This is a genomic window from Streptomyces sp. NPDC050625 (assembly GCF_040654755.1).
In the GTDB taxonomy this organism is placed as follows: domain Bacteria; phylum Actinomycetota; class Actinomycetes; order Streptomycetales; family Streptomycetaceae; genus Streptomyces.
This window is the reverse complement of sequence record NZ_JBFAIQ010000017.1, coordinates 114,661-140,320: the sequence shown is the minus strand read 5'-3', so window position 1 is coordinate 140,320 and position 25,660 is coordinate 114,661. Positions and strand designations below refer to the sequence as shown.

19 protein-coding genes are annotated in these 25,660 nt (G+C 70.1%); 12 read left to right on the top strand and 7 right to left on the bottom strand.

Features of this window, described 5'->3' with window-relative positions; all coding sequences use genetic code 11:
- Positions 1-6: 6 nt before the first annotated feature.
- Both AB0I54_RS30665 and AB0I54_RS30660 read right to left on the bottom strand, forming a co-directional pair.
- Positions 7-1,215 carry a hypothetical protein gene (locus AB0I54_RS30665; protein ID WP_363299448.1) on the bottom strand — a complete coding sequence of 403 codons (1,209 nt, stop codon included), beginning with the start codon at positions 1,213-1,215 and terminating at the stop codon, positions 7-9.
- A 135-nt stretch (positions 1,216-1,350) separates the two neighbouring features.
- Complete coding sequence (locus AB0I54_RS30660) at positions 1,351-2,583, bottom strand: hypothetical protein (protein WP_363299447.1); 1,233 nt, start codon at positions 2,581-2,583, stop codon at positions 1,351-1,353.
- A 286-nt stretch (positions 2,584-2,869) separates the two neighbouring features.
- Here AB0I54_RS30660 and AB0I54_RS30655 point away from each other — a divergent pair, with 286 nt between their 5' ends.
- The 4 genes from AB0I54_RS30655 to AB0I54_RS30640 all read left to right on the top strand — a co-directional run bounded on the left by AB0I54_RS30655 (position 2,870) and on the right by AB0I54_RS30640 (position 9,510).
- Positions 2,870-4,414, top strand: coding sequence for a diaminobutyrate--2-oxoglutarate transaminase family protein (locus AB0I54_RS30655; protein WP_363299446.1), 1,545 nt, complete (start codon positions 2,870-2,872; stop codon positions 4,412-4,414).
- Between the two features lie 76 nt (positions 4,415-4,490).
- The gene (locus tag AB0I54_RS30650; protein WP_363299445.1) at positions 4,491-6,464 is read left to right on the top strand and encodes an IucA/IucC family protein; all 1,974 of its coding nucleotides are present in this window, start codon (positions 4,491-4,493) and stop codon (positions 6,462-6,464) included.
- 39 nt (positions 6,465-6,503) lie between these two features.
- Positions 6,504-7,280 carry a GNAT family N-acetyltransferase gene (locus AB0I54_RS30645; protein WP_363299444.1) on the top strand — a complete coding sequence of 259 codons (777 nt, stop codon included), beginning with the start codon at positions 6,504-6,506 and terminating at the stop codon, positions 7,278-7,280.
- 253 nt (positions 7,281-7,533) lie between these two features.
- On the top strand, positions 7,534-9,510 hold the full coding sequence (locus tag AB0I54_RS30640) for an ATP-dependent DNA helicase (protein ID WP_363299443.1): 1,977 nt from the start codon (positions 7,534-7,536) through the stop codon (positions 9,508-9,510).
- A 154-nt stretch (positions 9,511-9,664) separates the two neighbouring features.
- Here the strand turns inward: AB0I54_RS30640 and lexA are convergent, their stop codons facing one another.
- Entirely contained in the window at positions 9,665-10,444 is a 780-nt protein-coding gene (gene lexA / locus AB0I54_RS30635; RefSeq protein WP_263213418.1) for a transcriptional repressor LexA, read from the bottom strand.
- Positions 10,445-11,007: 563 nt separating this feature from the next.
- Between lexA and nrdR the strand changes: the two genes are divergently transcribed.
- Together nrdR and AB0I54_RS30625 are read left to right on the top strand one after the other, a co-directional pair.
- The gene (gene nrdR, locus AB0I54_RS30630; RefSeq protein ID WP_363299442.1) at positions 11,008-11,559 is read left to right on the top strand and encodes a transcriptional regulator NrdR; all 552 of its coding nucleotides are present in this window, start codon (positions 11,008-11,010) and stop codon (positions 11,557-11,559) included.
- A gap of 164 nt (positions 11,560-11,723) precedes the next feature.
- Complete coding sequence (locus tag AB0I54_RS30625) at positions 11,724-14,618, top strand: vitamin B12-dependent ribonucleotide reductase (RefSeq protein WP_363299441.1); 2,895 nt, start codon at positions 11,724-11,726, stop codon at positions 14,616-14,618.
- Positions 14,619-14,848: 230 nt separating this feature from the next.
- Here AB0I54_RS30625 and AB0I54_RS30620 read toward each other — a convergent pair whose 3' ends face one another.
- Complete coding sequence (locus tag AB0I54_RS30620) at positions 14,849-15,382, bottom strand: TerD family protein (protein WP_363299440.1); 534 nt, start codon at positions 15,380-15,382, stop codon at positions 14,849-14,851.
- A gap of 151 nt (positions 15,383-15,533) precedes the next feature.
- On the opposite strand from AB0I54_RS30620, the gene AB0I54_RS30615 reads away from it, so the two are divergent.
- The 3 genes from AB0I54_RS30615 to AB0I54_RS30605 all read left to right on the top strand — a co-directional run bounded on the left by AB0I54_RS30615 (position 15,534) and on the right by AB0I54_RS30605 (position 17,834).
- Entirely contained in the window at positions 15,534-16,139 is a 606-nt protein-coding gene (locus AB0I54_RS30615; protein ID WP_363299439.1) for a YdbC family protein, read from the top strand.
- 119 nt (positions 16,140-16,258) lie between these two features.
- Complete coding sequence (locus tag AB0I54_RS30610; RefSeq protein WP_363299438.1) at positions 16,259-16,918, top strand: histidine phosphatase family protein; 660 nt, start codon at positions 16,259-16,261, stop codon at positions 16,916-16,918.
- Between the two features lie 10 nt (positions 16,919-16,928).
- The gene (locus AB0I54_RS30605) at positions 16,929-17,834 is read left to right on the top strand and encodes an ADP-ribosylglycohydrolase family protein (RefSeq protein WP_363299437.1); all 906 of its coding nucleotides are present in this window, start codon (positions 16,929-16,931) and stop codon (positions 17,832-17,834) included.
- A gap of 306 nt (positions 17,835-18,140) precedes the next feature.
- Here the strand turns inward: AB0I54_RS30605 and AB0I54_RS30600 are convergent, their stop codons facing one another.
- Complete coding sequence (locus tag AB0I54_RS30600; RefSeq protein WP_363299436.1) at positions 18,141-19,688, bottom strand: MFS transporter; 1,548 nt, start codon at positions 19,686-19,688, stop codon at positions 18,141-18,143.
- 187 nt (positions 19,689-19,875) lie between these two features.
- On the opposite strand from AB0I54_RS30600, the gene AB0I54_RS30595 reads away from it, so the two are divergent.
- From AB0I54_RS30595 to AB0I54_RS30585, 3 genes are all read left to right on the top strand, one after another.
- A complete protein-coding gene (locus AB0I54_RS30595; protein ID WP_363299435.1) occupies positions 19,876-20,499 on the top strand; it encodes a TetR/AcrR family transcriptional regulator in 624 nt (207 codons plus the stop codon).
- 81 nt (positions 20,500-20,580) lie between these two features.
- The gene (locus AB0I54_RS30590; protein ID WP_363299434.1) at positions 20,581-21,282 is read left to right on the top strand and encodes a ribonuclease HII; all 702 of its coding nucleotides are present in this window, start codon (positions 20,581-20,583) and stop codon (positions 21,280-21,282) included.
- A gap of 68 nt (positions 21,283-21,350) precedes the next feature.
- Entirely contained in the window at positions 21,351-21,980 is a 630-nt protein-coding gene (locus AB0I54_RS30585) for a hypothetical protein (RefSeq protein ID WP_363299433.1), read from the top strand.
- A gap of 467 nt (positions 21,981-22,447) precedes the next feature.
- Here the strand turns inward: AB0I54_RS30585 and AB0I54_RS30580 are convergent, their stop codons facing one another.
- Positions 22,448-23,068 (bottom strand): hypothetical protein, encoded by a 621-nt coding sequence (locus tag AB0I54_RS30580; protein WP_363299432.1) that lies wholly within the window; start codon positions 23,066-23,068, stop codon positions 22,448-22,450.
- 284 nt (positions 23,069-23,352) lie between these two features.
- Positions 23,353-25,518, bottom strand: coding sequence for a RecQ family ATP-dependent DNA helicase (locus tag AB0I54_RS30575; protein ID WP_363299431.1), 2,166 nt, complete (start codon positions 25,516-25,518; stop codon positions 23,353-23,355).
- Between the last annotated feature and the right edge of the window lie 142 nt (positions 25,519-25,660).

Genomic DNA, 25,660 nt, shown 5'->3' with positions numbered 1-25,660 from the left:
CCGGGGTCACCGACCGCCGTACGTCCTGCTCATGTTCTGGTAGAGCCCCTCGGCCTCCTTGCCAAGCTGCGGGCCCGCGAGCCAGGTGTTGTCCGCCGGACCGATCGAGGTGTTCGACACCAGCTCGGTCCTGCCGTCCACCACCCGGAACCAGCCGCCGCCGGACGAACCGCCGGTCATCGTGCAGCCGATCCGGTACATCGTCGGCAGCGCGGGGCTGATCGACAGCCGGCCGGGCCGGTCGATGCACTTGAACATCTTCAGACCGCTGTACGGCGGCGCCGCCGGGTATCCCCAGGCACCCATCTTGGCGACCTCGGTCGCGGACGGGGCCGAGAAGTCCACGTCCAGCGCCGCGCCGACCGTCTCCTCCAGGGACTTCGACCCGGACTCCGGCTTCACGTGCAGCACCGCGTAGTCGTACGCGGCACCCGCGCCGCCCGTCTCCGAGCCGCCCTGGATCCACTCGTTCGAGGTGGACGCCCAGTCCGCCCACCAGGTGCCGTACGGGGCGATCTGCGAGCTCGTGGCATCGGCCAGCTGCGACTCCGGCTTGCCGAGGTCGTTGTACGACGGCACGAAGGTGATGTTGCGGTACCAGCCGCCGCCCTTGCCTGCGTGCACACAGTGACCCGCCGTCCACACGAGGTTGGACTTGCCAGGGTGGTTGACGTCCTTGACGACCGTGCCGGAGCAGACCATCGAGCCCTCGGGGGAGTCGAAGAAGACCTTGCCGACGGGGGCCGCGTTGTCGTGGTACGGCGTCTTCTCCGCCGCGGCCCGCACCGGCTGCGGATCCGGGTCGCTGACGCCCTGGTCGGCGGCGGCGTCCTTCGCCGTGACCGTCTTGTTGGCCTCCTTCGCGGACCGCATCCGCTCCGGCTTCCAGAGTCCCTCGATCACCGGGTTGACGAAGTCCTTGGCCTCACTGAGCCACTTGTCCTTGTCCCAGTTCTTCCAGCCGCCGTCCGCCCACTTGTCGACATCGATGCCGTGCTCCTTGAGCTTGCTCGCGATGTCGGCCGGGATCTCGACCTTGCCGGCGCCGTCGGCCGCCGAGGTGGCCGTGGCGCCGGGCTTGTCGCTCGACTTGTCGTCACCGGAGCCGTTGCAGGCGGTGGCGGTGAGCGCCAGGGCCGCGACCAGACCGGTGGCGGCGAGGACGGTGGGCCGCCGTCCGCGCCGGTGCGCGAAGGGCGTACGTATGGAACGCATGCTGCGATTACCCCCGTTGAAGCGATGTTGACACCCCACTATGCCCGTGGGGTTGGGGACGAACGGCGGCGAGCCGGTGAAGGTTTCCGCGCCCCGCCGCGCCGCCGTCCGTGCCCCGGCCGCGCCGGCCGGCCGCTACTGCCCGGCGAACTTCTTGCTGACCGAGTCGTAGACGCCCTTGGCCACATCACCCAGCCGCGGACCCGCGAGCCAGCCCGCGGTGACCGGGCCGATGGAGGTGTTGGACACGAGCGCCGGCTTGCCGTCCGAGCCCGTCTCCACCCAGCCGCCGCCGGAGGAGCCACCGGTCATGGTGCAGCCGATGCGGTACATCGTCGGGTCCGACTTGTTGATCGACAGCCGTCCCGGCTTGTCCTGGCACTGGTAGAGCAGGCTTCCGTCGTACGGCGGCGCCGCGGGGTAGCCGGTGGCCGTGATGCTCTGCACCTTCGGCACGGCCGGGGCGTTGAAGTTCACCGGCAGCGCCGAACCGACCGTCTCCTCCAGCGACTTGCCGCCGCTGCCCTGCTCGGGCGTCACATGGATCACGGAGTAGTCGTACGAGGCGCCGTCGCCGCCCGTCTCCCCGCCCTGGTCGATCCACTGCTGCGAGGTCTGGGCCCCGTCGGCCCACCAGACGCCGTACGGTGCGATCTCTTCCCTGGTGGCCTTCTGCAACTGGTCGTTCGTCATGCCCTTGTCGTTGTACGACGGCACGAACACGATGTTGCGGTACCAGCCGCCCTTCTTGCCGGCGTGCACACAGTGACCCGCCGTCCAGATGAGGTTGGACTTGCCCGGGTGGGCCGGGTCCTTCACCACCGTCGCCGAGCAGACCATCTTGCCCTCGGGGGCGTCGAAGAACACCTTTCCGGAGGTGGCCGCATGGGCGTGGTACGTCGGCTGCACCGCCTGCGCCTTGACCGGCGTCGGCGTCGGGTCGGTCACGCCCTGGTCACCGGAGATGTCGTTCTCGTCGACACCCTTGTCGGGGTCGTTGGCGTCCCGCATGCGGTCCGGGTCCCACAGCCCCTTGATGATCGGGTTGATGAAGTCGTTGGCCTCGCGCAGCCAGTCGTCCCTGTCCCAGTTCTTCCAGGCGCCGTGCTTCCACTTGTCGATGTCGATCCCGTGCTCTTTGAGCTTGTTCTTGATGTCGTCCGGGATCTTGATCTTGCCGTCGCCGCTGTCCCCGCCGGTCGCGGCGGCGGTCGCCTGCCCGCCGGCGTTGTCGTCACCGGAGCCGTTGCAGGCGGTGGCGGTCAGCGCCAGCGCCGAGGCGAGGGCGACGGCCGCCAGCACGGGGGAGGTTCTGCGAGGCGCGCTCCCTCCTCGGCGAACGGTGAAGGACGGCCGTATGGATCGCATGGTCTTGACTCCCCCTGCTGTAAAGGAACTAGGCGCTGTGCCCGCGACATCGGCCGGAACTCATTGGGAGTTCGCGACGGTCCCACGGACGTCCGGAACGGCATCACACACTATGCGCTCGCTGTGGGGGACTTCCGACGGAACGGCAACGGTTCCGTCACGGCAAGGATCTTGAAGCAACCCGTAACCAGCTGGGCGGTTCGGGGTTGTAGCGGTGTGGGGGCCGCTGCCCACGCCCGGTCCCCACGCATCAACTCGCCTCTGTACAGCGGGAGGACAGCGAGCCGTGGCCGTGACCGAATCGGTGACCGGGGGGACATCCGGGGGAGCGCGCGCCGCGCACGAGGGGATTCTGAGGCGCCAGTCGGCGCGCGAGTCGGCAGCGCGCACCTATGCGCGCGCCCTCCCGATCGTGCCGGTCCGAGCGCGCGGGCTGACGATCGAGGGCGCGGACGGCCGCCGCTACCTCGACTGCCTCTCCGGCGCCGGAACACTCGCCCTCGGCCACAATCACCCCGTCGTCCTGGAGGCCATCCGCAAGGTCATCGACTCGGGCGCGCCCCTCTCCGTCCTCGACCTGGCGACCCCCGTCAAGGACGCCTTCATCACCGAACTGTTCCGCACCCTGCCACCCGGCCTGGCCGATCGCGCCCGCGTCCAGTTCTGCGGACCGGCCGGCACCGACGCCGTGGAGGCCGCGTTCAAGCTGGTCCGAGCGGCGACCGGACGTGCCGGGATCCTGGCCTTCACCGGCGCCTATCACGGGATGACCAGCGGAGCCCTGGCCGCGTCCGGCGGCGCCTGCGACGTACGGGTCGCCCGTCTCCCGTACCCCCAGGACTACCGCTGCCCCTTCGGGGTCGGCGGCCCCCGCGCCGCCGAACTCGCCGCTCGCTGGACCGAGTCCGTCCTGGACGACCCCAAGTCCGGCGTGCCCCTTCCCGCCGGGATGATCCTGGAACCCGTTCAGGGCGAGGGCGGGGTGATTCCCGCACCCGACGACTGGCTGCGGCGCATGCGGCAGATCACCGCCGCCCGGTCCGTCCCGCTGATCGCGGACGAGATCCAGACCGGTGTGGGACGCACCGGTGCCTTCTGGGCCGTGGAACACAGCGGCGTCACCCCCGATGTGATGGTCCTGTCCAAGGCCATCGGCGGCAGCCTCCCGCTGGCCGTGGTCGTCTACCGGGACGACCTCGACGTCTGGCAACCCGGCGCCCACGCCGGTACCTTCCGGGGCAACCAACTCGCCATGGCCGCCGGCGCCGCCACCCTCGCCCATGTCCGGGAGAACGGCCTCGCGGAGCGCGCGGCCCTGCTGGGCTCCCGGTTGCTGACCCAACTGCGGGAACTCGAAGGGGAGTTCCCGTGCGTGGGGGATGTCCGGGGGCGGGGGTTGATGATCGGCGTCGAGCTGGTGGATCCGGAGGGGGAGGATCCGGTGGAGGCGGGTCCGGTGGGGATGGGTTCGGTGGGGACGGCTCCGGTAGGGGCGGATCCGATGGCGGGCTATCTCATGGGGGAGGACGGGCCAGGCGGACTCGGGCCCGGTCCCGCGGAAGCTCCCGAACGGACGGCCGCCGGGCTGGAGCCCGCCCGCACTCCTCGTCCCGCCGCCCCCGAACTTGCCACCGCCGTCCAGCGGGAGTGCCTGCGCCGCGGTCTGATCGTGGAAATCGGCGGCCGCCACTCAAGCGTCGTACGGCTCCTCCCGCCCCTCACCATCAGCGACGAGCAGGCGGCGGCCGTACTCGACCGGCTGACCGACGCGGTGGCGGCGGTGGCCCGCGGCGCCACCGCACAGGTCGTCCCGCCTCGGTCGCAACGCTGAACCAGGCGCCTTGCGCCCCTGTTCCTGCACCGCCGACGCAGTTCTCCAGCACATCCGAACGCTCCAAGGAACAGTCTTGAACGCGATCCCCATCCCCAACGGCCGTTCCCACACTCCCTCGCACGACGACTCCCACGGCACCCAAGCCCCGCCCCCACCGCCGGCCGAGCCGGTACCCCAGCAGAAGACCCGCACGTCGGAAGCCGAGCACCCACGAGGTACCGCCACCGACCTCCTGGACCACCCCGACCCGCACACCGCCGCCCAGGCCGCCGCCGTGGAGAACCTGCTCCGCTGCTGGGTGCGCGAGACGAACCCGGCGGCCCCCGACACCGACACCCTGCACATCCCGCTGCCCACCAGCGGTGTCTCCCTGACCGCACCTGTCCACTACTGGTCTCCGACAGGCTGGCACCGGTTCGGACTTCCGCGCCTGGCCGATGCCCCGCAGGACGCACCGCCGCTCGACGCGGTCACGCTCGCGGCGCTGCTCGCGAGGGAGACACCCGGCGAGCCTGAGGCTGCCGCCACCCCTGTGCAGGCCTCCGTGAGCACGGACAGCGGTGACCTCGTGGCCCGGGTCGCCGACTCGGTACGCCGCACCGCCACCTTCATCACCGACCGGCGCGAGCGACCCGCCGACCGCCCCGACCTCTTCCTCGACGCCGAACAGGCACTCCTGCTCGGCCACCCCTTCCACCCGACTCCGAAGAGCCGCGAGGGCCTGTCCGAGGGCGAGGCCCTCCTGTACTCACCGGAGGTGAGCGGCTCCTTCCCGCTGCACTGGATGGCCGTCGCCCCCTCAGTGCTCGCGGTCGACTCGGCCTGGACCGAGCGCGGCCGGCCCATTCCGGCCGACCTGCTCACGACACGGCTCGCCGGCCCCGGACTGCCGCTGCCCGACGGTTACGCCGCCCTGCCCCTGCACCCCTGGCAGTCACGCGAAGTCCGGCACCGCGACGAGATCGCTGCCCTGCTCGACGCCGGTCTGCTCCGCGACCTCGGCCCCCACGGCTCGCCGTGGCACCCCACATCCTCCGTACGCACCGTTCACCGGTCCGGCGCCACCGCGATGCTCAAGCTGTCGCTGGGCCTGCGGATCACCAACTCCCGCCGGGAGAACCTGCGCAAGGAGCTCCACCGCGGTGTCGAGGTGCACCGCCTGCTGCGCGCCGGCCTGTCCAAGGCGTGGCAGGCCGTGCACCCCGGCTTCGACATCGTCCGCGACCCGGCCTGGCTGGCCGTCGACGGCCCGGACGGCCGCCCCGTGCCCGGACTCGACGTGGTGATCCGGCACAACCCGTTCGCCCCCTCCGACGACGTCTCCTGTATCGCCGGCCTGGTCTCGCCCCGGCCCCGTCCTGCCGCTGCCTCTGCCGACAGCCCCTTGCCGGAGGGGACGCCGCGGATGCCGGAGGGGACGCCGCGGGTCGGTTCCCGGCTCGCCCACGTCGTCGCACGGCTCGCCGAGAGGACCGGTCGGTCCCGGGGAGCGGTCGCCGCCGAGTGGTTCCTGCGTTATCTGGAACACGTCGTGCGCCCCGTGCTGTGGCTCGACGGCGAGGCCGGAATCGCCCTGGAGGCACACCAGCAGAACACCCTGCTCCTGCTGGACGGCGATGGCTGGCCCGCGGGCGGCCGCTACCGCGACAACCAGGGCTACTACTTCCGTGAGTCCCGGCGCGCCGAACTCGACGCCCGACTGCCCGGCATCGGCGAGCACAGTGACACGTTCGTCTCCGACGAGGTCACCGACGAACGCTTCGCGTACTACCTCGCCATCAACAACGTGCTCGGCCTGATCGGCGCGTTCGGCTCCCAGCGCCTCGTCGACGAACAACTGCTGCTCGCCGCCTTCCGCCGCTTCCTCACCGACGTCGCCTCGGGACCCGCCCCGCTGCGGACCTCCCTGCCGGCCCGGCTGCTGGACTCACCGATGCTGCGCTGCAAGGCCAACCTGCTGACGCGGCTGCACGGGCTCGACGAGCTGGTCGGCCCGGTCGACACCCAGTCCGTCTACGTCACTGTGGCCAACCCCCTTCACCGCTGAACCCACACGACCCACCTCGTCTTTTGATAGGAGCCCGCCGTGTCTTCCACCGACGCGAGCGCCGATGCCGTCACCGTCCCTGTTCACCCCGGTCGCTCGGGTTTTGGCGGGGACAATGAGGACACGCTGGACCTGCGCCTGCCCGATGAACTCATCGCCCTCATCGCCGGGGAGGCGGCGCAGGGTCTCGTCCCGGTTGAGGACAGGCCCGCACCGGTCGAGGACCGTTTCGACTGCCCCGACGACGATCTGCTGGACCGCGTCGGCGATTGGGGCCCGTTCGTCACGCCGGTGGGTCCGTTCCAACTGGTCCCCGTCCGACTCGACCGCGACCTTTCCCTCATCAGCCGCTGGATGAACGATCCCGCCGTCGCCGCGTTCTGGGAACTCGCCGGTTCCCACGCCCAGACCGAGGAGCATGTGCGCGCTCAGCTCAACGGTGACGGGCGGAGCGTCCCGTGCGTCGGCGTGCTGGACGGCACCCCGATGAGCTACTGGGAGATCTACCGGGCGGATCTGGACCCGCTCGCCCGCCACTATCCGGCCCGCCCGCACGACACCGGCGTCCACCTCCTCATCGGCGGTGTCGCCGACCGTGGGCGGGGTCTGGGGTCCGCCCTGCTCAGAGCCGTGGCCGACCTGGTGCTCGACCGACGCCCCGCCTGCGGGCGCGTCGTCGCGGAACCCGATCTTCGCAACACGCCCTCCATGGCCGCGTTCCTGAATGCCGGGTTCCGGTATGCCGCCGAGGTCGACCTGCCCGCCAAGCGGGCTGCCCTCATGATCCGGGACCGGTCCCTGCGCGATCTGATGTAGCGCCCAGTGACGACCACTTCTCGCCACGTCCCACTTCTTGCCGCGTCCTGCCTATCGCCGCGTCCTGCCTCTCGCCACGTCTCACCTCTCGCCCGTCCCAGCCCTCGCCCGTCCCAGCCCTCGCCCGTCCCGCCCGAGGAGTCCCGGCCGTGCTCCGACCCCTGGTCCCGCCCCTGGTCCCGTTCCCCGTCCCGCCCTCGGTCCCAGCGTTGACCACCCGTTTGTCAGTGCCGGGCCGTAGGGTGGTCGCGCTATGACGAAGCCCTCACTCCCCGAACTCCTGCATGCCGCCGTCACAGCCGTCGGCGGTACGGAGCGCCCCGGCCAGGTGACCATGGCCGAAGCGGTCGCCGAAGCGATCGACGACGGATCCCATCTGCTGGTCCAGGCCGGCACCGGCACCGGAAAGTCGCTCGGCTACCTGGTGCCCGCCCTCGCGCACGGGGAGCGCGTCGTCGTGGCGACAGCCACCCTCGCCCTGCAGCGCCAGCTCGTGGAGCGCGACCTGCCGCGCACCGTCGACGCACTGCACCCGCAGCTGCGCCGCCGTCCGGAGTTCGCGATGCTCAAGGGCCGGTCGAACTACCTGTGCCTGCACCGGCTCCACGAGGGCGTGCCGCAGGACGAGGAGGAGGGCCTCTTCGACCAGTTCGAGGCGGCCGCGCCCACCAGCAAGCTGGGTCAGGACCTGCTGCGGCTGCGGGACTGGGCGGACGAGACCGAGAGCGGTGACCGCGACGACCTCACGCCGGGCGTCTCCGACCGGGCCTGGGCCCAGGTGTCCGTGTCCTCCCGGGAGTGCCTGGGCGCCTCGAAGTGCGCGTACGGCGCCGAGTGCTTCGCCGAGATGGCCCGCGAGCGCGCCAAGCTGGCCGAGGTCGTCGTCACCAACCACGCCCTGCTCGCGATCGACGCCATCGAGGGCGCTCCGGTCCTGCCCCAGCACGAGGTGCTGATCGTGGACGAGGCCCATGAGCTGGTCTCGCGGGTCACCGGCGTCGCGACCGGCGAGCTCACGCCCGGGCAGGTCAACCGTGCGGTGCGCCGCGCGGCGAAGCTGGTCAACGAGAAGGCCGCCGACCAGCTCCAGACCGCCGCCGAGGGCTTCGAGCGGCTGATGGAGCTGGCTCTGCCGGGTCGCCTGGAGGAGATCCCGGAGGACCTCGCCTATGCCCTGATGGCGCTCCGGGATGCCGCCCGTACCGTGATCTCCGCGATCGGCTCGACCCGTGACAAGTCCGTTCAGGACGAGGACGCGGTGCGCAAGCAGGCGCTGGCCTCGGTGGAGACGGTCCACGACGTGGCGGAGCGCGTCGTGAACGGCTCGGAGTGGGACGTCGTCTGGTACGAACGGCACGACCGCTTCGGGGCCTCGCTGCGTGTCGCCCCGATGTCCGTCTCCGGTCTGCTCAGGGAGAAGCTCTTCGCGGACCGTTCCGTCGTCCTCACCTCGGCGACGCTCAAGCTCGGCGGTGACTTCAACGGAGTGGGCGCCTCCCTGGGGCTCGCCCCCGAGGGCACGGAGGGCGAGGACCTCCCCCAGTGGAAGGGCGTCGACGTGGGCTCGCCCTTCGACTACCCCAAGCAGGGCATTCTCTATGTCGCCAGGCATCTGTCGCGCCCGGCCCGCGACGGCGACCGTGCCGACATGCTCGACGAGCTGACCGAGCTCATCCAGGCGGCCGGTGGCCGCACGCTCGGTCTGTTCTCCTCGATGCGTGCCGCTCAGCTCGCCGCCGAGGAACTGCGCTCGCGGATTCCCGAGTATCCGATCCTGCTCCAGGGCGAGGAGACCCTCGGGGAACTGATCAAGAACTTCGCCGCTGACCCGAAGACCTGTCTCTTCGGCACGCTGTCGCTGTGGCAGGGCGTCGACGTCCCCGGTCCCAGCTGCCAGCTGGTCGTCATGGACAAGATCCCGTTCCCGCGTCCCGACGACCCGCTGATGAGCGCCCGCCAGAAGGCCGTGGAGGACGCTGGCGGCAATGGATTCATGGCGGTCGCCGCGACTCACGCGGCGCTCCTCATGGCGCAGGGCGCCGGGCGTCTAGTCCGGGCGTCCGGGGACCGTGGTGTGGTCGCCGTGCTCGACCAGCGGCTGGCCACCGCGCGGTACGGCGGCTATCTCAAGGCGTCACTGCCCGACTTCTGGTTCACCACGGACCGTAACCAGGTCCGGAAGTCACTGGCCGCCATCGACGCGGCGGCGAAGCAGAAGGAAGCGGAGTGATCGCTCGGTAGCCTGTCCCGGCGCCGGGACAGGCTACCGAGCAATACCAAGCGGCCAGGGAGCGGGGTCGGGACAGAACAGGGCCCCGGAACCGGCGCAGGGGTCCCGGGGCCCGGTCAGGGGACGAGCCTGTCGTGCTCGCCCGCCGCAGCCGTCACACGCGCCGCAGCACCGCGACGACCTTGCCCAGGATGGTCGCGTCGTCGCCGGGGATCGGCTCGTAGGCCGAGTTGTGCGGGAGGAGCCAGACATGGCCGTCCTCGCGCTTGAAGCGCTTGACGGTGGCTTCGCCGTCCAGCATGGCGGCCACGATGTCGCCGTTCTCGGCGACCGGCTGACGGCGCACGGTGACCCAGTCGCCGTCGCAGATCGCGGCCTCGATCATCGAGTCGCCGACGACCTTGAGGACGAACAACTCGCCGTCACCCACGAGCTGCCGGGGCAGGGGGAACACGTCCTCGACCGATTCCTCGGCGAGGATCGGGCCGCCGGCGGCGATACGGCCGACCAGCGGGACGTACGACGCGGCCGGTTTGCCCGCGGTGTCCGTCGGCTGCACCGTCACCGCCTGGTCGGAGCCACGCACCTCGTACGCGCGCGGGCGGTGCGGGTCGCGGCGCAGGAAGCCCTTGCGCTCCAGTGCCATGAGCTGGTGCGCGACCGAGGAGGTGCTGGACAGCCCGACGGCCTGGCCGATCTCCCGCATGGACGGCGGGTAGCCGCGCCGCTGCACGGAATCCCTGATGACTTCGATCACCCGGCGCTGGCGGTCGGTGAGCCCCGAGCTGTCCGCCCGGATGCCTGGAGGTCGGCCCGGCAGCGAGCGCTTGTGCGCCTCGGGATTCGTGGCTTCGTTCATCGCGTGCACCGGGTCCAGTCGGCCCTGGGAGCGGTCCTGGGCAGTGATGGTGGCACTGTCTGCGGTGGTGGTCACGTCGGCCCCTCTCGATGGTCTCCCTGCTGGACAACGGTAGTTGCTTTCGAAAGGTTGCGCCAAACACACGTTCGAGTGAAAAACCGCGATTCACCTGACGTAATCGTGTGTCTGGGTGTATGGCTAACGCGGCACCTGGCGGACAAAAGGGCCCATTGTTGTACTCTTCACCGCCGGGGTGATGACCTCGTGGGTTGTGTCCCAAGTCTGCCATCCGGATCCCGGTCAACCGGGATCCGGTCCCCTTCTGCGCCGGAGTCCTACGTGACCTCCGTGCGGCGCCCACCGTATCTCCGTAAGCCTCGCAGCGGTACGGAGGCGCACGTGTGTGTTCCGTAGCGGCTTGCCTGCCGGGTCGTGCGGATACGCGCGCGTGCGACACGCGCGTACGGTCGATGTATCGGCCAAGCCCCACATCTAGTGGTTGGATTGCAGCAGTAGCCCACAAGTTGTGGTCCCCCGGGTCTTCGGTGGCTCGGAGATCGCCTATGCTTGGGGCTGCTTCGAGGGGCCCAGGAGGTCTCGCGAGGCTGTTCAGTCTGCTGTGAGGAGGGTTGGAGATCATGCACTGCCCCTTCTGCAGGCACCCCGACAGCCGTGTGGTCGACAGTCGTACGACCGACGACGGCACGTCGATCCGCAGGCGCCGCCAGTGTCCTGACTGCTCCCGTCGTTTCACGACCGTGGAGACGTGCTCGCTCATGGTGGTCAAGCGGTCCGGAGTCACCGAGCCCTTCAGCCGTACCAAGGTCATCAACGGCGTGCGCAAGGCGTGCCAGGGACGGCCTGTCACCGAGGACGCACTCGCCCAGCTCGGCCAGCGGGTCGAGGAGGCGGTGCGGGCCACCGGAAGCGCCGAGCTGACCACCCACGACGTGGGGCTGGCCATACTCGGCCCGTTGCAGGAGCTCGACCTCGTCGCCTATCTGCGATTCGCCTCCGTCTACCGGGCGTTCGACTCGCTGGAGGACTTCGAGGCAGCCATCACGGAGCTCAGGGAAACGAGGCGAGGCCCCGCCGTGGACGACGAAGACGCGGGAGCGGGGAGCCAGGAAGACGACCGCGGGACCGGAGGGACCAGCCAGGTTCCGGTGCCCGCCCACGCCGCCGACTGACCGGCGGACCGGAGTGGGGCGGAGGCCCCGGATCCGGCCGGACGGCGGCAATCCAAGACCTGTTGCGGGCGGCAGCGTGAGGGTGCCCGCAACACATGACAGAACACCGTGTCACGGGAACATCGTGGCACTTCAGGGCGTTTTAGCCCGTACAGGGAGGCGGCATGACAGAGACGGCGAGCGGTCCGGCACGAGGTTCCCGAGCCAAGGGCGCCAAGGCCAGCAAGGGCCTGCGTATCGAGCGCATCCACACCACCCCCGGCGTGCATCCGTACGACGAGGTGGCCTGGGAGCGCCGTGACGTCGTCATGACCAACTGGCGCGACGGCTCGGTCAACTTCGAGCAGCGTGGCGTCGAGTTCCCCGGCTTCTGGTCGGTGAACGCGGTCAACATCGTCACCAGCAAGTACTTCCGTGGTGCCGTCGGCACCCCGCAGCGCGAGGTCAGCCTCAAGCAGCTGATCGACCGCATCGTGAAGACGTACCGGAAGGCCGGTGAGGACTACAAGTACTTCGCCTCGCCCGCCGACGCCGAGATCTTCGAGCACGAGCTGGCGTACGCCCTCCTGCACCAGATCTTCAGCTTCAACAGCCCCGTGTGGTTCAACGTGGGCACCCCGCAGCCCCAGCAGGTCTCCGCCTGCTTCATCCTGTCCGTCGACGACTCCATGGAGTCGATCCTCGACTGGTACAAGGAAGAGGGCATGATCTTCAAGGGCGGTTCCGGCGCCGGCCTGAACCTCTCCCGTATCCGCTCCTCCAAGGAGCTGCTCTCCTCCGGTGGCAACGCCTCCGGTCCCGTCTCCTTCATGCGCGGTGCCGACGCCTCGGCCGGAACGATCAAGTCCGGCGGTGCCACCCGTCGCGCCGCCAAGATGGTCATCCTCGACGTCGACCACCCCGACATCGAGAACTTCATCGAGACCAAGGTCAAGGAGGAGGAGAAGATCCGCGCCCTGCGTGACGCGGGCTTCGACATGGACCTGGGCGGCGACGACATCACGTCCGTCCAGTACCAGAACGCCAACAACTCGGTCCGAGTGAACGACGAGTTCATGAAGGCGGTCGAGCAGGGCGGCAAGTTCGGTCTCCGCGCGCGGATGACCGGTGAGGTCATCGAGGAGGTCGACGCCAAGGCCCTGTTCCGCAAGATGGCCGAGGCCGCGTGGGCCTGCGCCGACCCGGGTATCCAGTACGACGACACGATCAACCGCTGGCACACGTGCCCGGAGTCCGGCCGTATCAACGGCTCGAACCCGTGCAGCGAGTACATGCACCTGGACAACACGTCCTGCAACCTCGCCTCGCTGAACCTGATGAAGTTCCTCAAGGACGACGGCAAGGGCACCCAGTCCTTCGACGTCGAGCGCTTCGCCAAGGTCGTCGAGCTCGTCATCACCGCGATGGACATCTCCATCTGCTTCGCGGACTTCCCGACCCAGAAGATCGGCGAGAACACGCGCGCGTTCCGCCAGCTCGGCATCGGCTACGCCAACCTCGGCGCCCTGCTGATGGCGACCGGCCACGCATACGACTCCGACGGCGGCCGCGCCCTCGCCGGCGCCATCACCTCCCTGATGACCGGCACGTCGTACCGCCGCTCCGCCGAACTCGCCGCGGTCGTCGGCGCGTACGACGGCTACGCCCGCAACGCCGATGCCCACAAGCGCGTCATGAAGCAGCACGCCGACGCCAACGGCACGGCCGTCCGCATGGACGACCTGGACACGCCGATCTGGGCCGCCGCCACGGAGGCCTGGCAGGACGTCGTCCGCCTCGGCGAGCAGAACGGTTTCCGTAACTCCCAGGCGTCCGTCATCGCCCCGACCGGCACCATCGGTCTCGCGATGTCCTGCGACACCACCGGCCTCGAGCCCGACCTCGCCCTGGTCAAGTTCAAGAAGCTGGTCGGCGGCGGCTCGATGCAGATCGTCAACGGCACCGTTCCGCAGGCCCTGCGCCGCCTGGGCTACCAGGAGGAGCAGATCGAGGCGATCGTCGCCCACATCGCCGAGCACGGCAATGTGATCGACGCCCCCGGCCTCAAGCACGAGCACTACGAGGTCTTCGACTGCGCCATGGGCGAGCGCTCCATCTCCGCGATGGGCCACGTCCGCATGATGGCCGCGATCCAGCCGTGGATCTCCGGCGCCCTCTCCAAGACGGTCAACCTCCCCGAGACCGCCACCGTCGAGGACGTCGAGGAGGTCTACTTCGAGGCCTGGAAGATGGGCGTCAAGGCGCTCGCGATCTACCGCGACAACTGCAAGGTCGGCCAGCCGCTCTCCGCCAAGACCAAGGAGAAGGAGAAGGCCGAGATCACGGAGAAGGCCGAGGCGGCCATCCGCGAGACGGTCGAGAAGGTCGTCGAGTACCGCCCGGTCCGCAAGCGCCTCCCGAAGGGTCGTCCCGGCATCACCACGTCTTTCACCGTCGGTGGCGCCGAGGGCTACATGACCGCCAACTCCTACCCGGACGACGGTCTCGGCGAGGTCTTCCTGAAGATGTCCAAGCAGGGTTCCACCCTCGCGGGCATGATGGACGCCTTCTCCATCGCCGTCTCGGTGGGTCTCCAGTACGGCGTGCCCCTGGAGACGTACGTCTCGAAGTTCACGAACATGCGCTTCGAGCCGGCCGGCATGACGGACGACCCGGACGTGCGGATGGCGCAGTCGATCGTCGACTACATCTTCCGCCGCCTCGCGCTGGACTTCCTGCCCTTCGAGACGCGCTCCGCGCTCGGCATCCACTCCGCCGAGGAGCGTCAGCGCCACCTGGAGACGGGTTCGTACGAGCCCTCCGAGGACGAGGTCGACGTCGAGGGCCTGGCCCAGTCGGCGCCGCGCCAGACGGACCTCAAGGCCGTCGCCACGCCGAAGGCGGAGGCCGGCGCGGCCCAGCCCGCTCCCAAGCAGGCCCACACCAGCGCCGAGCTGGTGGAGATGCAGCTGGGCATCCAGGCGGACGCCCCGCTCTGCTTCTCCTGCGGCACGAAGATGCAGCGGGCCGGCTCCTGCTACATCTGCGAGGGCTGCGGCTCGACGAGCGGCTGCAGCTGACGCCGACGGCAAGCCCTCTTGAGCTGAGGGGCGCCGGCCATGTGCCGGCGCCCCTTTTCCGTGCCGTGCGCCCCGACTGGACCGCGGCCTCAGCGAGTCGTGCGACCGGCGTCAGGAGTGGTGGCGCGCCTTCACCTACTGGTACCCGGCCGAAACAAAGCCGTCGCCCTGCTGCCGGTCCGCCTACGCGCTCACCCGGATCGTGCGTGGCCCCCTGCACGGGGTGGCCCTCAGGGCTGATGAGCCCCGCCCATGTGCCGGGCGAAGGCCGCGGGGTCGTCGTCGAAGCCGCGTATGGCGGGCCGGAAGTTCCACCCGCCGGACTCGTCGCGCACGAACTCCGCGACCGTCGCCGCCGTCGATCCGAGGACGGAGCCGAAGTCGTCCTCGGCCAGGACGTTGTAGCCCTCCCGAATGCGCACGGACGGATTCCGGACATTGACGAAGGTTCGTTCCGCCGTGCGCTGCTGGATGACGATGCCGACCACCACGCGCGCGTACCGGGCGTCGAGCCGGTCGAGTTCGAGCGTCATGACCTCGTCCCAGCCGAAGCCCTTGCCGTCCTTGCTGTCCCGGTTGAGAAAGATCGTGCCGTCGGGCGAGCGACTGTCGAAGTGCACCAGGTACGCCGGTGCCCCGTACGGGTCGTTCGCCGCGTACGGAGCGGCGACGATGTCCAGATCGGTGGGTGACTGCCCCGCCGGACTCGGGTCCCACTTCAGTGCGACCTCGACCTTGCGGATCCCCTTGCTGAAGCCGTTCAACAGGCGTCCCCTTCCCCCTCGCGGCCTCCTGCCCCAACTCCCGGGTGGCCGAGGCACGTTGTCCATCGTGCCATGCGCGCGGGGGAGTGTGCGCGGGTGATCTGTGCCGGAGCGTGACCGACGCCACGCCCCATGGCCTTACGATGGCGCGGTGCTGGTCAAGTGGATTCGCTGCACCGTGGTGGACCGCCGCGGCTTCGAGCGGGGGCAGCGAAAGTGGGCGGGGCTTCTGGGGGAGCCGGGGTTTCGGGGGCAGGGCGGTGGCTGGAGCCGGCAGCGGCCGGGGGTGGCGCACATATTCGCCTTCTGGGAGAGCCGTGCCTTCTACGACTCCTTCATGGCCCGCTCCCATGACCGGCTGGCGGCTGCCCAGTCCGGCACGTTCAAGGACGCGCAGGTCAAACTCTTCGAGTACCGGTTCGACGTGAAGACCGGCTTCGAGCCGCGGTTCACGGACTCCGACCTGATCCGTGTCGCCCTCTGTCGTGTCCACGAGGAGCGCGTCGAGCACTTCACACTGATGCAGGAGAAGGTGTGGAACCCCGCGATGGCCGGCTCGCCCGGCATGATCCGGGGGATGTTCGCCGAGACCCCGGAGCACGAGTTCCTGATCCTGTCGATGTGGCGGTCGGCCGCCGAGCACGGTAAGTACCGCACCGAGCGGGTGGAGCGCCTCGCCCTGCGGGCCCAGACGGAGGCGGACATCGCATCGCTGACCGGCGACATCGTGGAGCTGGAACCGTCCTGGACGGTTTGAAATCCGGACGCGCAAAACGTGTGCCTCTGTGTGGCTCCTGGTGCGGGATTCGTGTGACGTACGCCGTATGGAGCCCGTACGAGTGCTCGATCGGGCGTCGGCCGATCTAGGGTTTTGGCATGGCACGACCACGGCGCATCGTCCTTGTCCGGCACGGCGAGTCAACGGGCAATGTTGATGACTCCGTGTACGAGCGTGAACCCGACCATGCTCTGGGGCTCACCGAGCTGGGCTGGCAGCAGGCGGAGGAGACCGGCAAGCGGATCCGGGAGATCTTCGGGCGGGAGCGGGTGAGCGTGTACGTCTCCCCGTACCGCCGCACGCACGAGACCTTCCGCGCGTTCCATCTCGACCCCGGGCTCATACGGGTGCGCGAGGAACCCCGGCTGCGCGAGCAGGACTGGGGAAACTGGCAGGACCGCGACGACGTACGCGTGCAGAAGGCCTACCGGGACGCGTACGGGCACTTCTTCTTCCGCTTCCCCCAGGGAGAGTCCGGCGCCGACGTGTACGACCGGGTCGGCGGCTTCCTGGAGAGCCTGTTCCGCAGCTTCGAGGCCCCCGATCATCCGCCGAACGTCCTGCTCGTGACCCACGGTCTGGCCATGCGGCTGTTCTGCATGCGCTGGTTCCACTGGACGGTCGCCGAATTCGAGTCGCTCTCGAACCCGGGGAACGCCGAGATGCGGATGCTCGTACTCGGCGACGACGGCAAGTACACACTGGACCGGCCCTTCGAGCGCTGGCGGGACCCGGTGCCGCACTGGGTCACCGGTTAGAGTGGCGGCGATGACCGCTGACTCCTCTTCCTTCGGGCGCCTGGACCGCGCCTTGGCCAGCCTGCGCGGACTCGCGGTGGGGGACGCGCTGGGCTCACAGTTCTTCGTTCCGGCGAACTATCCGCTGCTGAAGCGCCGCGAGCTGCCGCCCGGCTCCTGGCAGTGGACGGACGACACGGAGATGGCCTGTTCCGTGGTCGCCGTCCTCGCCGCTCACCACCGCGTCGACCAGGACGCGCTGGCGCTCTCCTTCGCCGAGCACCACGACTTCGACCGGGGTTACGGCCCCGCGGTCAACAGGCTGCTGCGCCTCGTGCGGGAGGGCGGCGACTGGCGTGAGCTGGCTTCCGGCCTGTTCAACGGGCAGGGGTCCTGGGGCAACGGGGCCGCGATGCGGATCGCACCGCTGGGCGCCTGGTACGCGGACGACCCGGATCAGGCGACTCACCAGGCCGAGATCTCGGCGTACCCCACGCACCAGCACCGTGAGGCCGTCGTCGGCGCCATGGCCGTCGCCGCGGCCGCCGCGCTGGCCGCCGCCCCCGGCGGTCCGCCCACCCCGGAGTCATTCCTCGACGGGGTCATCGCCCTGGTGCCGAAGAGTGCCGTCGGCGCGGGCCTGCGGCGCGCCCGGGACATGCTCGACTACGGCGACGCCGGCACTGTCGCGGCCGTCCTGGGCTGCGGACGGCGTACGAGTGCCCATGACACCGTCCCCTTCGCCCTCTGGTCGGCGGCGCGGGCCCTCGGTGACTACGAGACGGCGTTCTGGACGACCTCACAGGTCGGCGGGGACGTGGACACCACCTGTGCCATCGTGGGCGGCGTGCTCGCGTCGGGCAAGGCGGGGACACCGCCCGCCGAGTGGGTGGAGCGTACGGAGACGCTGCCGGAGTGGGTGGCCGCGTCCACCTGATGCCCGTGGGGCCGAGCTGACACCTGTGGGGGCCTGGCCGCCTTTGGGAACTCTCTGTGTTCGCCGGGAACTCTGCGTGATGGGTGGGCGTTGTCCTGGCATCAGCCGTGTGGAGTCTGAATGCGCACGGGCGAGAGGTTCCGCGGGCGGCAGGGGGTGTCGGGAGTGTCGTTCGTGCTGGTGCTGGTGGTGTCGGTGTTTCTCGTGGCCTCGTTGGCCCGAGTGCGGAAGGCCGGACCGTCGCCCTCGCCAGCTGTCCCCCGGGCGTGGTCCGGCCTTCCGCGGTCTTGCGCGGACCCGGTCGGGTCAGCCGATCCCCGGGCCCGCCGTGCCGGCGAGGGCTTCGAGGTCGCTCTTGCGGACCTTGATCACCAGCCATGCGGTGGCCAGGGCGAGCACGGCCATCGAGGCGGCCGGAATGAACGCGGTCGAGATGCCGTGGGCGAGCACCTCGTGCCCCCAGGGCGCGGGCAGCTGATGGGTCTTGGCGAACTCCGCCTTCTGCTCCGGCGAGCCGTTGGCGAGGAACTTCGGCAGCTGCTTCTTCGCCTCGTCCTTGCTGGCCGAGCCGAAGACCGTGGTGAGGATCGACAGGCCCAGCGAACCGCCCACCTGCTGGGTGGCGTTGAGCAGTCCGGACGCGGCACCCGCCTCGTGCTGCGCGACGCCGGAGACAGCCGTCACGGTCACCGTCACGAAGTTCAGCCCCATGCCGAAGCCGAACACCAGCATCGGGCCGAGCACGCCCCCGGCGTAAGAGCTGTCAGGGGTGATCAACGACTGCCAGACGAGCCCGATCACGACGAACGTCGCACCGGTCATCATGAACGGCTTGGGGCCGAGCGTGGGCAGGAACCGCTGCGAGAGACCCGCGCCGACCGCGATGGCGACCGTCACGGGCAGGAACGCCAGACCGGCCTTGATCGGGCTGTAGCCCAGCACATTCTGCACGAACAGCACGATGTAGAAGAACATGCCGAACATCGCGGCCGCCAGGCTCAGCATGATCACGTATGTGCCGGAGCGGTTGCGGTCGGCGAACATCTTCAGCGGGGTGATCGGCTCCTTGGCCCGCATCTCGGTGAGCGCGAAGGCCACCAGCAGGACCACGGCGGCACCGAAGGAGCCGAGGGCCAGGCTGTCGCGCCAGCCGTCCTCCGAGGCCCGGATGAAGCCGTACACGAGCGATGCCATACCGGCTGTCGAGGTCAGCGCGCCCGCGATGTCGAAGCGCCCGGGGTGTCGCTCGGACTCGTTGATGTACATCGGGGTGAGCGCGGCGATGAGCACGCCGATCGGCACATTGACGAAGAGCACCCAGCGCCAGTCGAGCCACTCGGTCAGCATGCCGCCCGCGAGCAGACCGATGGCGCCACCACCCGCGGAGACGGCGGCGAAGACGCCGAAGGCCCGGTTCCGCTCCGGCCCTTCGGGGAACGTGGTGGTGATGAGCGCCAGCGACGTGGGCGACGCGATGGCGCCACCCATGCCCTGCAGGGCGCGCGCGGCGAGCAGCTGCCAGGGCTCCTGGGCGATTCCGCCGAGCAGCGAGGCGAAGGTGAACAGCAGGATGCCCGTCATGAACACCCGGCGGCGACCGAGGATGTCACCGGCTCGCGCGCCGAGCAGGAGGAGGCCTCCGAAGGTCAGCGTGTAGGCGCTGACCACCCATGTGAGGTCCGTGGTGCTGAACTTGAGGGCGTCTTGAATGTGCGGGAGAGCGATGTTCACAATCGTCGCATCGAGTACCACCATGAGTTGGCAGGCCGCGATGACGGTGAGTGCGATGCCGGGGTGTCCCTCCCGGCGGGCTGCTCCAGGTTTTTCGTTCTGTATCAGCTGAGAGGTTGTCACTATGAGTCCCCCACGAAGGCGTTAGTGAACGCAGGCGTTCACTGTCCCGTCAAAGGTAGTGAGTTCCTGACAGAGAACGCAAGCGTTCACTTAGCTCACCGTCGCGCCTCGCGTCCCCCTCTGCCGTCGCGCGATGTGTCCCCGGTCCCGCAATCCCCGCTTCACCCTGCTCGCTGGAGAAACTCAGATGGTTACCTCGCGCTGGACGGCCGCCCCGGCTCGGACGGCCTCTCTTCGCCGGCGCGGCGCCGTGCTCGAACGCGCGATCCTGGACGCCGCGCTGGAGCAGCTCAGTACGGTCGGCTGGAAGGGCCTCACGATGGAGGGTGTCGCCGCCGGTGCCCAGACCGGCAAGGCGGCCGTCTATCGCCGCTGGCCGTCCAAGGAGGATCTCGTGGCCGACGCGCTCCAGGCCGGGCTGCCGCGTCCGGCGGAGGCGCCGGACCTGGGGACGGTGCGCGAGGACCTGCTCGCCCTGTGCCGCCAGGCGCGTCGCGCGATGTTCTCGCGACCCGGATTCGCCCTGCGAGCAGTCATTCACGAATGTGATCCCGCGCAGGCCGAGCGCTTCCACGGCCTGATCTTCGAAGGGGTTGTGGAGCCGACCATCAGACTGCTGCGTGAGGTCATCACCCGTGGAATAGGGCGGGGAGAGGTTCGTTCGGATGCCGCGAACAGCTATGTCTTCGACGCCATTCCGGCGATGATGATGTACCGGTCCAAGATGTGCGCAAGCGAATGGACCGACCAGGATCTCGAAGAGATGATCGACCAGTTGATGCTTCCGCTGCTGCGCCCGGACGGGGCCTGATCCGGGGCCGCGTCGCCCCCGGGCCCGCCGGGTGGGTCGGGGTGTCGCGCGGAGATCTCGGCGGCGTAGGCTAAGGGCGCCATGCCGTACGAACCGCCTACTCACACCGTCGAGCGCTCCCTCCGCGCCACGATCGGAGCGAAGGTCGTCGCCGGTGTCGACGAGGTGGGGCGCGGCGCCTGGGCGGGACCTGTCACCGTCTGCGCGGCGGTCACTGGACTCCGCCGGCCGCCCGAGGGCCTCACCGATTCCAAGCTGCTCACCGTCAAGCGCCGCACGGAGCTGTCCGCGGAGCTGCTGAAGTGGGTGACGGCCTATGCCCTGGGGCACGCCTCCCCGGAGGAGATCGACGCTCTGGGGATGACGGCGGCGCTGCGGCTTGCCGCCGTACGGGCCCTGGAGGCCTTGCCGATCCGCCCCGACGCGGTGATCCTCGACGGGAAGCACGACTACCTCGGAGCCCCCTGGAAGGTCCGCACGGTGATCAAGGGCGACCGCTCGTGCGTGGCGGTGGCGGCGGCTTCGGTGATTGCCAAGGTTCAGCGCGACAAAATGATGGCCGAACTGGGTATCGACCATGCAGACTTCGGTTTTGCGGACAATGCCGGGTATCCGTCGCCCGTGCACAAGGCCGCACTGGAGGAGCGGGGCCCCACCCCGTACCACCGGTTGTCGTGGGCGTATCTTGATGCGCTGCCCCAGTGGCGGCACCTCAAGAAGGTCCGCAGCTGGGCGGAGGGAAGCGTTCCTGAGATCGAGGGTCAGCTGGGCTTCGATTTCTGACCGTTCCACCCGCACTGTTGTGCCACCCGGTCGCGCGAGTCGCACCAACGTTTGATAAACATCAGCCCATGCCTCTCATTCCCGAGGAGCCTCAGATTCACGAGAGTGCCCAGGGTCCCCGCGCCACTCCGGCCAGCGGCCGTACCGCGCCGACCCCTCGCCCCGTACCCGGCCCCCGCCCCGCGGCTCCGTCGCGTCCCGGTCGTCCCGGCCCTCTCCGGCCCGGGCAACCGGTGCAACGTACGCCGCGCGACGTGGCCGCCAAGCCGGGCCCGTCGGGTCCGGCCGTTCCCGCCGCAGCCGCGGCGACTCCGCAGATCCAGCTGATCCCGGCCTCTGTCGAGGGTGCCCTCGACGCCGCCGAGGAGGCAGTGGACCTGCTCCTGGACTCGGGCCGTGCCCCCGGTGACGTGCTGGTGATCACCACTGGCGAACCGCACCCGTGGGCCGACCACGAGCTGTCCTTCGGTGAAGCCTCCTACTGGGCCCAGCACGACGCGGGCGACGACGTCTTCTACACGGGTGCCGCCATGGCCTCGCGTGCCGCGTCCCGTCCTGTCGTCGTGGTTGCCGTCAACGGTGGTCCTGCCGCCGCTGCCGCGACCGCGCTTCCGCTGGCCCTCACCCGGGCCGGTGCCCTGCTGGTCGTCTGCGGTGACCCGCAGCAGATCAACTCGGTGCTGGGCGCGGGCGTCTGAGCCCTGTCCGGCACCTCCGGAAGCACCGGAGGTGCCAAGGGTGCCGCAGCGGTGGCACCGGCACGGTGGGGCCTTCGGCCTGCTCGGAATCCGGTGGCGGCCCTGCCCCACCGAGGGGCGGCTTCCGGATGGACGGGCGGCTCAGGGCTTGGTGGAGGCGCGCGGAGTGACGACGCCGACGCCGGCGCACCCGTCGGCGGCGGGTCCATGGTGTCGTATCCGTCCCCGGTCCGCGGTATGCCATCTCGCAGGCGCCCTACCCACGCGCTGTGACCGGTGCGTGCGGGGTCCCGTGTTCCGCGCGCGAAGAACTCCGAGGGGCTGATCGGCGCCGTCGGGGCCCGTGCCGGACACCCTCCCCGAGCCGTCGCGGTCCCGTCTCCACCTGCGCGGCGCGCAGCGCTTCGGGAGCGGTCGACCCGGTGGAGGCTCGGCCCGGCGCCACGCGCACACGGAGCCGGTGCTCCTCAGCGGGCCGCTGCGCGGCGCAGGACGTCCGACATGGCGCCGCCGGTGCGGGGCGACGGGGGCGGCACGTCCGATATGCCGAAGGGTTCAGGTGTCGAGTCCGAGTTCGGGCGGCGGCCGCCACGCCCCTCGCCGAGCACCTGCCAGCCGTCGCTGGTCAGCGTGATGTATGCCCCGCAGCGCAGCCCGTGCAGCGTGCAGGCGTCACGCAGCCCCCACATCCACGCGCCGTCCTCCTCCGTCCAACGAGCGTCCCCCTCACGGCAGTAGAGCAGCACGGCGGTACGCACCGGTGTGCGGCGCCGCAGATCATGCGGTATGACCCGGCGCAGCTGGTCCAGCAGGGCGTTGCGGAACATCCATCCGTCGGCCGGTGCCGGGCGCCGGGTGAACGAGGCGCTCGCCAGCAGCCGTTCCTCCGGGTCGAGGACGGCCACGATCGCCGTCGCCGCCCTGGGATGGTGCCGCGTGTGCAGCCCGCTGACGACCTCACGGGGGTTGCGCAGCAGTGGGATGCCGGCGGCTGCCCACTCGGCAGGCTCAAGCAGGCGACTGGCGGACGCGGCGGACGCGGACGTCGACAACGAGGCCGCCGAGGACGGAGCGAATCCGAAGGTCACGTTCCTCCCTTCGGCTACGCGCCCATACAGCGGGCGGGGTCGGATTCGGGGGAGCGCACACCGCAGCGAAGCCCAACCGGATCACGAGCGAACCGTGCGGGGAGCGGACTTCAATTCTTCCTGTCGAACTTGGATGCGGCAACGAGCAATTGGGGCCACCGACTGTTATCTGGTGGTGCGTGGCTTATATCCCTACCTTGTGAGGCGCCTGGCAACGTACGTGACGTTCGAGCACGACACGTGCGTACGCCGCGGACCGGGGGCGGCGCCCGCGCATCCGTGGATCAGCCCTGCATGGCCAGGACCAGCGGCAACACCCCCTGCGCCCCGGACCTCCTGAGCAGCCGGGCCGCGACCGCCAGGGTCCAGCCGGTCTCCGTGTAGTCGTCCACGAGCAGAACCGGACCCCGGGCCTCGGTGAGAGCGGCGGCCAGGGCGGGCGGAACGGTCAGCGCGCCGTCGAGGACCTTCAGGCGCTGCGCGCTGTTGCTGCGGGAGCCGCGCGGCACCTCGCCCATGTACTCCACGGAGCCCAGCAGTGGCAGCCTGCCGATCTCCGCGATACGCGCGCCCAGGGATTGGATCAGCCGCGGCCTGGTGCGCGAGGCGACGGTGACGACGCCCACCGGCCGGGGCGGCGCGCCTTCCTCGCCGGAAGCCCAGCCGCCGGGGCCCTTGGCCCAGTCGGCCAGGACGCCCACCACGGCCCTCGCCACATCGTCCGGCACGGGAGCGTCCGGCGCCTGCGGTGCGAGCATCGGCCGCAGCCGGTTGCCCCATCCGATGTCCGACAGTCGCCCCAACGCCCGCCCCGCCGAAGCCTGTTCCCCGGCCGGAACGCGCCCCTTGAGATCAATGCCGACCGCCGGTAGCCCCGTCGGCCACATGCGACGAGGTTCCACTTCGACTCCCGCGCGGCCCAGATCGACGCGCGCCGCATCCAGCGCGGCCGTCGAGGTGTCCGCCGTGAAACGCGCTCCCGCGCAGTTGTCGCAGCGGCCGCAGGGCTTCGCGCCCTCGTCGTCGAGCTGCCGCTGCAGATACTCCATCCGGCAGCCCGTCGTGGACGCGTACTCGCGCATCGCCTGCTGCTCGGCCGCCCTCTGCCGCGCCACCCAGGCGTACCGCTCGGCCTCGTACGTCCACTGCTGACCCGTCGCGATCCAACCGCCCTTGACACGCTTGACCGCACCGTCGACGTCGAGGACCTTCAGCATGGTCTCCAGACGCGACCGGCGCAGCTCCACCAGCGGTTCGAGGGCGGGCAGGGACAAGGGGCCGGCGGCCCGGGCGAGGACATCCAGGGTGCGGCGCACCAGGTCCTCGGAAGGGAAGGCCAGCGACGCGAAGTACTCCCAGATCGCCTCGTCCTCCTTGCCCGGCAGCAGGAGTACCTCGGCGTGCTCGACACCGCGCCCGGCACGTCCGACCTGCTGGTAGTAGGCGATGGGGGAGGAGGGCGAGCCGAGGTGCACCACGAAGCCGAGGTCGGGCTTGTCGAAGCCCATGCCGAGGGCGGAGGTGGCGATCAGCGCCTTGACCCGGTTGCCGAGCAGATCGTCCTCGGCCTGCTGCCGGTCGGCGTTCTCCGTCTTTCCCGTGTACGAGGCGACGGTGTGTCCCCGCTGCCTGAGGAAGGCGGTGACCTCCTCCGCCGCCGCCACGGTGAGCGTGTAGACGATGCCGGAACCCGGCAGGTCGTCGAGGTGGTCGGCGAGCCAGCCCATACGGTGCGCCGCGTCCGGCAGCCGCAGCACGTTCAGGCTGAGGCTCTCCCGGTCGAGCGGGCCGCGCAGCACCAGCGCGTCGGACGTGCCTCCGGTGCCGAGCTGCTCGGCGACGTCGGCGGTCACCCGTGCGTTGGCCGTGGCCGTGGTGGCCAGTACGGGTACACCCGGCGGGAGGTCGGCGAGCATGGTGCGCAGCCGTCGGTAGTCGGGACGGAAGTCGTGGCCCCAGTCGGAGATGCAGTGGGCCTCGTCCACGACGAGCAGTCCGGTCGCGGCGGCCAGTTTGGGCAGGACCTGGTCGCGGAAGTCGGGGTTGTTGAGGCGTTCGGGGCTGACGAGCAGCACGTCGACGTCGCCCGCCGCGATCTCCCCCTGGACGGTGTCCCATTCCTCGGTGTTGGAGGAGTTGATGGTCCGGGCGTGGATGCCGGCGCGGGCCGCCGCCTCCACCTGGTTGCGCATCAGTGCGAGGAGCGGCGAGACGATGACGGTCGGGCCACTGCCCCGGGCGCGCAGCAGCGAGGTCGCCACGAAGTAGACGGCGGACTTTCCCCAGCCCGTGCGCTGCACGACCAGGGCCCGGCGCCGGTCGGCGACCAGTGCCTCGATCGCCCGCCACTGGTCCTCGCGCAGTCTCGCCGTGCCCGTGGCGTCCCCGACGAGACGGGCGAGGACGGCGTCGGCCTGCGTCCTGAGGTCCGCGTTGCTCGTGTGCTCCATGCGTCCCATACAACAGGACGGCACTGACATCCGTGCGGTCCGTGGGACGGCGGGCGGGAGTGCTCCGGTTGTTTGGCGTGTCCCTGCTCGGACTTATCCACAGGCTCAAGCGGAATCTCGGGATCCGCGAGATCGTCTGCGC